This window comes from Sphingobacterium sp. 1.A.5 (genome assembly GCF_002734235.1).
Taxonomy (GTDB): domain Bacteria; phylum Bacteroidota; class Bacteroidia; order Sphingobacteriales; family Sphingobacteriaceae; genus Sphingobacterium; species Sphingobacterium daejeonense.
Genome location: NZ_PEBA01000021.1, coordinates 25,236 through 32,298, shown reverse-complemented (window position 1 = coordinate 32,298; position 7,063 = coordinate 25,236). Strand labels below are relative to the sequence as shown.

General features: G+C 38.2%; 5 protein-coding genes. 4 read left to right on the top strand and 1 reads right to left on the bottom strand.

The annotated features are described in order from the left end of the window. Window positions 1-204: hypothetical protein (locus CRT24_RS21040; protein WP_218962608.1), on the bottom strand; the 204-nt coding region annotated here is incomplete at its 3' end. Window positions 205-786: 582 nt separating this feature from the next. On the opposite strand from CRT24_RS21040, the gene CRT24_RS10345 reads away from it, so the two are divergent. From CRT24_RS10345 to CRT24_RS10330, 4 genes are all read left to right on the top strand, one after another. Further along, on the top strand, window positions 787-1,401 hold the full coding sequence (locus CRT24_RS10345) for a response regulator (RefSeq protein ID WP_099371165.1): 615 nt from the start codon (window positions 787-789) through the stop codon (window positions 1,399-1,401). A 166-nt stretch (window positions 1,402-1,567) separates the two neighbouring features. Next, the gene (locus CRT24_RS10340; RefSeq protein ID WP_099371164.1) at window positions 1,568-2,629 is read left to right on the top strand and encodes an efflux RND transporter periplasmic adaptor subunit; all 1,062 of its coding nucleotides are present in this window, start codon (window positions 1,568-1,570) and stop codon (window positions 2,627-2,629) included. A gap of 9 nt (window positions 2,630-2,638) precedes the next feature. Further along, entirely contained in the window at window positions 2,639-5,734 is a 3,096-nt protein-coding gene (locus tag CRT24_RS10335) for an efflux RND transporter permease subunit (protein ID WP_099371163.1), read from the top strand. Between the two features lies 1 nt (window position 5,735). Beyond that, window positions 5,736-7,040, top strand: a complete 1,305-nt coding sequence (locus tag CRT24_RS10330) for a TolC family protein (RefSeq protein WP_099371166.1) — start codon at window positions 5,736-5,738, stop codon at window positions 7,038-7,040. Window positions 7,041-7,063: the final 23 nt, after the last annotated feature.

Here is a 7,063-nt window from a genome sequence, read left to right as displayed (position 1 = left end):
GAAACCTTCCAGTTCGACAGAGAGGGTCCGCTTGCACATCTTGGCGATCAGCAGGACCAATCTCTCGAAATTGAGCTTCCGGTCCCGGGTGAAATGGGTTTTGGAATTCCTGAAAAGATTGAGCAGCAGAGGGTCTGTTAAACAGATAGAAATAAAATTTTTTAGGTCTGAGACGATTTTAAGTGCTATTTTTACATCGGCCATAAACGCGGTTGTTTAGATTTGTTTAGTAGTGAATTCAAAATTAAACATTTACGTGATTTATGGCCTTCTTTTTTTCTTAACTTAATGACATTGCCTAGCGGGGTTGCACGGGTTATAATAACATTATTCTAGAATAGTTACACCCTTAACAGGGTTGGTTTTGTTGTGATAATCACATGCTTATGGCTTCGCCCTATCGCCCTGATATTGGTTTGTACAATTACCAAGGTCTAATGTCTAATGTCTAATGTCTAATGTCTTATGTCTTATGTCTATTTTTTTCCATCTTTTAGTGAATTATATATTTTAAATAATTAAATTTAACTCTGATTTAGGTGAAACCACTTTAATTGATGATATTTTAACAATGTTTTCACTCTCAGTTTGACTATTTCCGTGCTTTTTTGCTGTGGAAATAAAATGCCCTAGGGTTTTATAATTTAATTAATTTACAAATAAAAATCCTACTTTTTTAAATAGTTACTTTCTTGTCTAAAGGACAAATAGTATATTTATAGTAGATGGTATAACACCATATTTGATTGATCCTAAATCAATCCAGTGAATTTAAGAAATTAGTTTATGCGAAGAATAAAGTTAGGGATAATAGATGATAGCATCTTTTGTCGAAATTTAACTAAGCTACAGCTTTTGAACTTTAACAAGGTGCGGTTTGACTTCGTCCTTGAAGCTGAGTCTATTGCCGACTTTCAAACAAAAGCTGAAAAAACTGCTGTACCCGAGGTAATCCTGTTGGATGTTATGATGCCAGGAATAGATGGAGTATCTGGAATTCCTATAATTAAGCAAAAATTTCCCAATACGCATATAATTATGCTTTCGGATACTATCAATCCCGCCATTATCAGAAATAGTATATTGGGCGGTGCATATGCATTCGTTAATAAAGGTACTAAAACCTGTGAGTTGGTAGATATAATTAACGATGTGCTAACCGGCTCATGCTATGCATGCCCTGAATTGACTAAATCACTTTTCTTCGGTATTCAAAAACCACCACAGGATAGAAGAAAGCTGTCCAAAAGAGAACTCCATATCGTTCATCGGATGTTGGAAGGATTAAGTCTCCAGAAAATCGCCATGTCTTACAAGATCTCTATCGAAAGATTATGGGTCCTTATAAACCGAATAATTGTAAAATTAAATATCAACTATAAACATCCATTTATTGGTTAATTTGATGGTTTAACCTAAATTTCCCGCCCAAGTATTATACTTGTTAAAATTCCCTTGATATTATCCTAATATTAGTATAATAACATTATTACACTATCTTATCCGTATTTTTCCTATTTTTCAGCTTAATTAAACTTAAATAATTTAAGCGTCTGCAACCTGAAAAATGAAAAGAAAATCTATAATTGTTTTATTGATAATAGTCCTAGTGGTCGGAGGAATGATCTTTTACAGGATCACTACGAACAAAGAAAAAGCCGCTGCACAGAATGGGCGTCCTGCTGGTCGTTCTGAAATGAAAGTCTATGGTCAGGTAGTCCAGGGGCAGCCATTTTCAGACTATCTAACTCTTTCGGGTTCCATTGAAGCTGATGAGCAGATAGAAATTCATACTGAGGTCTCTGGGATTGTCGAATCAATAAATTTTTCTGAAGGTGGACGTGTAAGCCAAGGTCAACCACTGTTGCGAATAAACGATGCCGAATTGCAAGCTCAACTAGCACAGGCACAAACTAGGAATAACCTAGCTGCAGAAAATGAAAGAAGAGCAAAACTCCTATTAGAAAAGGAAGCGATCTCTCAAGAGGAATATGACATCGCTAGTGCAGATTTTAGAACAGCAGAGTCACAGATCCAATTGATCAAAGCACAATTGAGTAAAACCGTCATCCGAGCACCTTTTTCAGGAAGAATAGGTCTTAGAAATATATCTAAAGGCAGCTATGTTACTCCAGCGACAGTTATCGCCCAGTTGGTAAACACAAATAGATTGAAAGTTTCTTTTTCAATACCTGAAAAATATGCCAATCGGGTAAAAGTTAACAATCAAGTAAAATTTAACGTTCAAGGTGTCCAAGGAGAATTTACAGCGAAAATCTATGCCACTGAACCTGCTGTTGAAGCAAATACAAGAACATTATTGGTGAAAGCCATTACAACAAATAATTCTGATAATATAATTCCTGGAACGTTTGCGAACATTATTTTTCCATTGGAAACTTTGGAAAATGGACTGTTGGTCCCTGCTGAAGCGTTGATCCCTGTACAGAACGGAAAAAAACTTTTTGTCATGAAAAATGGTTCTGCAAATGAGGTCATGGTCGAAACTGGTGCCAGAACAGATGAGGATGTCTTGATAACATCAGGTATCCAAGCTGGTGATACCGTTCTGACCTCCGGAGTTATGTCGTTGAGAAATGGTTCCAAAGTAAATGTTACTCTTCAATAATCTGAGAGAATGAGTTTATCAACCTTAAGTATAAAACGACCTGTACTGACTATTGTCATGAACCTGATCCTAATCTTATTTGGGATCATTGGTTATACATTTTTGGGAATCAGGGAATTCCCATCCATTGACCCGGCACAGATATCAGTGCGAACTAACTATGCCGGTGCAAACGCTGATATTATTGAATCTCAGATTACCGAACCTTTGGAGAAATCCATCAACTCCATCGATGGAATCCGGAATATTTCTTCATCCTCCAACCAAGGGTCAAGTAACATTACTATTGAGTTCAATTTAGGAAAAAACCTCGAAGAGGCTGCCAACGATGTTCGGGACAAAGTATCCCAAGCATTGCGAAGCTTACCTCAAGATATTGACGCCCCTCCAGTAGTTTCTAAATCTGACGCAGATTCAGAACCTATTATCACCATGACCATGCAAAGTGCCACCAAAAATGTATTGGAACTTTCGGACTATGCAGAGAACGTCATAGCACAAAGATTGCAGACCATTCCAGGTGTGAGTTCTGTGCAAATTTGGGGACAGCGAAAATATGCCATGAGGCTATGGATTGACCCCAATAAACTTGCATCTTATGGATTGACCGTTCTGGATGTCAGAAATGCACTCACTACGCAAAATGTTGAACTGCCATCAGGGAAATTAACAGGAGCAAATACCGAACTAGCGATCAAAACTATCGGTAATTTGGCCAATGAAGAAGAATTCAGCAATATTATCATCCGTTCAGATAATAATAGAATAGTCAGATTTTCTGATGTCGGTAAAGCAGCCCTGGAAGCAGAGAACTTTGAAACTAAGATGTCAGACTCAGGATATCCCATGGTGAGCTTGGCTATTATTCCGCAGCCAGGAACAAATTACCTCGAAATAGCAGACCATTTTTATAAAGAATACGATAAACTTCAAAATGAACTCCCCGAAGGATTTGAATTAAATATCGCCATTGATAACACCCTTTTCGTAAAAAGAGCCGTACTTGAAGTAGTAGAAACATTGTTGATTGCCATTGTCTTGGTAGTCCTCATTATCTATCTGTTCTTCAGAAATTGGTCTATTGCCTTCAGACCGCTGATCGATATCCCAGTATCCTTGATTGCCACATTCTTTATTATGTATCTCTGTGGATTTTCAATCAATGTATTGACTTTATTGGCTATCGTTTTGGCAACAGGGTTGGTAGTGGATGATGGTATCGTAGTAACGGAAAATATATTCAAGAAAGTGGAAGAAGGGATGCCTCCTATTCAAGCTGCTATTAAGGGATCGAATGAAATCTTTTTCGCTGTTATTTCCATATCCATCACTTTGGCTGCAGTATTCTTGCCCGTGATATTCTTAGAAGGCTTTGTTGGACGACTCTTCCGAGAATTCGGAGTCGTCATCGGGGCAGCAGTTTTAATCTCTGCATTCGTGTCATTGACCTTAACACCAATGCTGAACGCATATTTAATGAAAGGTGGAGAACAGAAGAAATCCAAATTCTACATGCGGACAGAACGCTATTTTGAAATGATGAATGAAGAATATTCAAGTTCATTAAAAGGGTTTCTGAAGTTCAAATGGTTGAGCTTTGCTACTATTATTGGATGTTTTGCCTTAATCTTCTTTTTTTATCAGCTATTGCCCAAAGAAACTGCTCCTTATGATGACCGCAGTTATATCAGCTTGCGTGCAACAGCACCTGAGGGTGTGTCCTATGATTACATGGATCGTTTCATGACTGACCTAACTATGTTAATCAATGACTCTGTTCCTGAGAAAAAAGTAAGCTTGGTAATTACATCTCCAGGATTTGGATCTGCGTCCTCTAATTCAGGTTTTGTTCGTTTAGGATTAGTACAACCTGATGAAAGGGAAAGAACTCAACAAGAAATTTCAGATGATCTCTCAAGGCTGACGCGTGGATATTCTGAAGGAAGGGTATCGGTTTCACAACAACCTACCATCTCGGTAAATAGAAGAGGAGGTCTTCCTATTCAGTATATTATTCAAGCACCAAATTTTCAGAAACTGGAAGAAAAGATTCCATTGTTCATGGATGAGCTTTCCAATGATCCAACTTTTTCAATTACAGATGTTAACTTGAAGTTCAATAAACCTGAGGTATATGTGAGCATTGATAGGGAAAAAGCGCAATCCTTGGGTGTTTCGGTTCTGGATGTTGCCCAAACATTGCAGATGTCACTTTCGGGACAGCGTTTCGGATATTTTATGATGAATGGAAAGCAGTACCAAGTAATGGGTCAGTTTGATAGAAAAGATAGATCGACACCTATGGATTTGGCATCTATCTTCGTCAAAAATAATCAAGGCCAATTGATACAGCTCGACAACATCGTTGAGATTGAAGAACGAAGCAGTCCTCCCCAATTGTTCCATAACAACAGGTATATGGCTGCAACCGTATCTGCAGGTCTAGCACCTGGAAAAAGTATGGGCGATGGAATCGAAGCGATGGAAAGGGTGAAAGCCAAAGTCCTTGATGAAACATTTACAACAGACCTAGGTGGTGAATCTCGAGATTTTGTCGAAAGTGGATCGAATACAATGTTTGCATTCGGATTGGCAGTTTTACTGATTTTCTTGATCCTAGCCGCACAGTTTGAAAGTTTTATCGATCCTATCATAATTATTATTACAGTGCCAATGGCTGTTGCTGGGGCCATGTTCTCCTTGTGGTTATTTGGACAGTCATGGAATATATTTTCTCAGATTGGAACAATTATGCTGATCGGTCTGGTAACCAAGAACGGTATTTTGATCGTAGAATTCGCCAATCAGTTGAGGGAGGAGGGGTACTCTAAGTATGATGCTGTAGTTACTGCATCGGTGGCTCGGTTAAGACCAATTCTAATGACCTCCTTGGCAATTGCTTTAGGGGCACTCCCAATTGCATTATCCCTAGGAGCAGCATCGACTAGCAGAATTGGTATGGGTGTGGTTATAGTGGGAGGGACCATCTTTGCCTTAATATTAACCTTATTTGTAATTCCTGCTTTTTACCTGATGATGTCCAGAAAAAAGAACCTGCATCCAGAATTGGCAGAAATGAAAATGCTTGAAGAAATTGAAGAATAAAATGAAGAAAATAGCAGCGCTATTAATATTGGTGCTGAGCACAGGCTCTATACTGAACGCGCAAGGATTATTGACCGTAAAGGATGCTGTTCAGATAGCTTTGGAAAATAATTTTGAAATCAAACTGTCACAGAATGACCTGAGGATAGCTCAGGAAAATACCACCTATGGCAATGCAGGTATGCTACCCAATGTCACTGGAAATTTTACCCAGAACAATAGTGTCATGAACTCTTCGCAAGTACAGGCAAGTGGAGAAAAACGATCACTGAGCAATGCAAAAAACAATAACATGAATTATGGCGTAAGCATCGGGTGGACCATATTTGACGGATTTGCCATGTTTTCACGTTATGAACAATTGAAAGAGCTTGAAAAACAAGGGGAATTCGAACTGAAAAAAACAATTCTTGCCAAAGTATCGGACGTCATATCAACCTATTATACCATAGTTGAACAGCAGAACCTATTAAATGCCATCGACTCCAATATACTGATATCGAATGAACGCTTGAGAACAGCAGAAAATAGATTTATGATCGGTAAAGCGTCTCGATTAGAGGTATTGAACGTTCAGGTGAACCTAAATGAGGACGAATCAAACCGTCTACGTCAATTTAATGTTGTCCAAAACTTGAAAGTAACCTTAAACAGTTTGATGGCAAGAGATCTTTCTATTGAATTCGATGTAGAAAGAGAAGTCGATTATGACGACTCTTTGATATATGATGAATTGTTGCAAAAAGCAAAGCAATATAATCCAGATTTGCAGATTATCGCCATCAATAAAAGAATGGCTGAATTGGAAGTCAAAAGGGTTAAAGGAAATCGATACCCCGTTATTCGATTGAACACAGGATACAATTTCTCTGAATCAGAGTCAAGTTTAGGATTCGTCTCAAGTTCGAATTCCAGAGGATTAAACTATGGCGTAACAGCTTCTATCAATATTTTCGACGGCTTTAACCAAAGGAGGAATGAGCGCATCGCAAAAATCCAATTGGAGAATTCAGGACTGATGATTGACCAACAAAATTTGTTGATTCAGACAGCCATGTCAACAGCCTATCAAACCTACCAAACAAACTTGTCCTTGGCTAGACTAGAGGAAAACAATGCTGACATTGCAAGACAAAACCTGAGCATTACTATGGAAAAATATAAGATAGGTACTATCTCGGCAGTAGAGTTTAGGGATGCTCAAGAGAACTTCATCAATGCAATTTCAAGATTCAACTCCTCCAGGTTGCAAGCAAAATTATCGGAATTGGAATTAAAGGAAATGATAGGTAACATCAATTTATAAGGAATTGTATCTATATTTTGACG

Coding starts and splice junctions, on each gene's coding strand:
- CRT24_RS10345 (WP_099371165.1), top strand. CDS start 787: ATGCGAAGAATAAAGTTAGGGATAATAGATGATAGCATCTTTTGTCGA.
- CRT24_RS10340 (WP_099371164.1), top strand. CDS start 1,568: ATGAAAAGAAAATCTATAATTGTTTTATTGATAATAGTCCTAGTGGTC.
- CRT24_RS10335 (WP_099371163.1), top strand. CDS start 2,639: ATGAGTTTATCAACCTTAAGTATAAAACGACCTGTACTGACTATTGTC.
- CRT24_RS10330 (WP_099371166.1), top strand. CDS start 5,736: ATGAAGAAAATAGCAGCGCTATTAATATTGGTGCTGAGCACAGGCTCT.